At 36.7% G+C, this 2,808-nt stretch carries 2 protein-coding genes and 1 pseudogene; all 3 read left to right on the forward strand.

Going from position 1 to position 2,808, the window contains the following annotated elements; all coding sequences use genetic code 11:
• Positions 1–366 precede the first annotated feature (366 nt).
• Positions 367–1,563 carry an ROK family transcriptional regulator gene (locus LD39_RS15715; protein WP_035549405.1) on the forward strand — a complete coding sequence of 399 codons (1,197 nt, stop codon included), beginning with the start codon at positions 367–369 and terminating at the stop codon, positions 1,561–1,563.
• 16 nt (positions 1,564–1,579) lie between these two features.
• Positions 1,580–2,488, forward strand: a complete 909-nt coding sequence (locus tag LD39_RS15720) for a carbohydrate ABC transporter permease (RefSeq protein WP_231572593.1) — start codon at positions 1,580–1,582, stop codon at positions 2,486–2,488.
• A gap of 3 nt (positions 2,489–2,491) precedes the next feature.
• Positions 2,492–2,808, forward strand: a pseudogene (locus LD39_RS15725) (hypothetical protein); the annotation flags it as partial.

Raw genomic sequence — 2,808 nt, forward strand, 5'->3', positions numbered from 1 at the left:
CTTATGCATCTTGAGAAATTGGAAGATGAAGAGGAGCAGGCAGCATAGAATATATTTATCTAGTTGAAGTGAATTGTGTGAAATTGAAGAAAGCCTGGTTTTTGCTGATGAAAGCAAAAAACCAGGCTTTGTATATGTGTAATTTTTTAAACATTAATTACCAAGTGACCGAGTATATTTAATCTAGTCAATATTATACTCGTCTAGTTCGTTTTCTATATGTTTGGTTTGAAATAATTTTTAGGGGGAGAAGGACTTTTTAAAGAATAATTAGAAAATACTTAATTTCATGTTGAAAATAAGTTGGCGTTATCATATAATGAAGTCAACTTAAATGAATACGTTTTCAAAAACGAGGGATCTTTTATGGAATTGACAATGGATTATAATTCAAGGCAAATATTAAATTTAATACGGGAACAAGAAGCGCTGTCGCGTGTAGAGATCAGTGAAAGGTTGGAAATACCACAACCAACGGTTACACGCATTACGAACAAGCTGATGAAATCAAATTTGCTGAAAGAAGGCAAGCAAGGGATTTCGAGTGGAGGAAGACGTCCGACAAAGCTTGAGTTTAATGAAAATTGTTATTATGCGTTAGGGATTGAATTAGGACGGTCGGCTATTAAGGCCGCACTAATTAATTTAAATGGATACTTACTTTCATTCAGAATGAAAGTAACTCATGGAACTGAAAGTATCGACCAGGTTATAGAGTTTGTAAAGGAAGCTGTAGAGGAGGTAATGGAAGAGTCAAATATTGCAAAGGATCGAATTCTTGGTGCAGGAGTAGGGATGCCGGGTCCTCTCAATGAAACAGTGGATCATAATGTATCCCCGCCTAATTTTTATCAAGAAAAAAGTATACCTCTAAAAAGCTTATTGGAAGAAGCTATTCAATTACCGGTCACGCTTGATAATGATGCGAATGCTGCCACTCTAGCAGAAAAGTGGTTCGGGGATGGGGTAGGAATTAATAATTTTTCTTATGTATTGGCAGACATAGGGATTGGCTGTGGGTTAATGATTAATGACTCTCTTTACAGAGGATTAAACGGAGAATCTGGTGAGCTAGGACATATGAGCATTAATTTTCCAGGTGAGCTTTGTCACTGTGGAAATTATGGATGCTTAGAAACGTTATCTTCATTGCCAGCTATTGAGAAGAATTATAAAAAAATGCTCAATCACAAAACAGGATCGAGCCAAAGTGATCAAACCATAACACCTTTTGAAGACATTATTAAAGAAGCTAATGACGGTTCCATGATAGCTCAACAAGTCCTGGATCAAGCAACTCAATACTTAGGAATAGCAATTTCCAACCTGATTAATTTGTTTGCCCCTCAAAAAGTCATTATTGGTGGTGAATTTCGCAAGGTAAACACTCATGCCTTTGATAAAATTCACTCAACAATTGAATCAAGAGTGATGGGGAAGAGTGGAAAAGGAATTCCTATAGTGAAATCCAAGATTGAAGAAGCGGTTGTTCTTGGAGCGGGGGCTTTAGTCATTAACGAAAAGTTCTCATTATCTTTAAATTATCGAACTAGACAAACATAAGGAGGTTTGTATAATAATGGAAATGAAAGCGAATCGTCTTAGTAAATCCAAGTTCACTCCGAAACGCTTGTTCTCATTGATGAAAAAGTACAAGTTAGAGACAGGAATGATTTTACCTTTAATCCTCTACATTTTTTATTTTACTTTAACACCGATTATTAACACGATCACCATGAGCTTTAGAAATGACGGTTCAGGAGCATGGACACTAGAGAATTATCAAGAAATTTTTACAGATATCAATTTTAATACCGCATTATTCAACACCCTTTTTATTACCATCGTAGGGATCATCTTGCAAATTAGTATTGCATTATTGATTGCTCTTCTTATGAATAAAGAATTTAAAGGGAAAGGGTTCTTCCGAACAATGATGCTAATCCCTATGGGGATCCCGACCTTGGTTTCAGGTGTTACACTGCTCTTTATATTTGGCCAGACAGGCTACTTTAATGAATTCCTGTTTCGGTTAGGTATCGTAGACACTCAGCCATTTTGGCTTGGAGGAGGAATCAATACTTTATTTGTCATTATTTTCGCAGATATGTGGAAGGTCTTACCTTTAACTATTCTATTATTATTAGCTGGACTGCAATCGATACCAAAAGATGTATACGAGGCTTCTGCTATTGATGGGGCAAATTCATGGCATACCTTCTGGTCAATAACCTTGCCATTACTGAAACCGTCTATTACCATGGCCATTATTTTACGCGCTATTGATTCATTCCGCATTTTTGAATTGCCTCTTGTCATGGCAGGTAATAATACTCCCGTGCTCTCGACATTTTCCTATGAGGCATTTCGCCACAGTAATTATGGGGTCTCAGGAGCTGCAGCAACCATTTTATTGGTGATCATTGTGATATTTATCATTAGCTATATCTTAATTGTTGAGAGAAAGAACTTGAAAGAGGTGAAGTAAACGATGAATCGAAAACGTTTTCAAACATGGGGGATATATGCCACTTTAATCTTATTTGCCATTGCCATGATTTCACCCGTCTATATTTTGCTTAAAGTATCGATTAGTGAACCTGAAGAAGTGAATACAGCGCATCCCACCTTCTTAGTTCAAGATGCAACGTTTGACCATTGGATGGACATTTTGACTACTGAGAAAAAGACCGATACGGGCTTAATGATTTACCGTATAGAGGGAGATACATATACGGTTGAAGATGTGGATGGAAACGAACATACCTTGACAAGTTCAAACCAATTCACAATCAATGGGGTATTTAA

Source organism: Halobacillus sp. BBL2006 (assembly GCF_000786645.1).
In the GTDB taxonomy this organism is placed as follows: Bacteria; Bacillota; Bacilli; order Bacillales; family Halobacillaceae; genus Halobacillus.

Bases quoted from the DNA above. Each gene is read 5' to 3' on its own strand.
- LD39_RS15720 (WP_231572593.1), top strand. From the start codon at position 1,580: ATGGAAATGAAAGCGAATCGTCTTAGTAAATCCAAGTTCACTCCGAAA.
- LD39_RS15715 (WP_035549405.1), top strand. From the start codon at position 367: ATGGAATTGACAATGGATTATAATTCAAGGCAAATATTAAATTTAATA.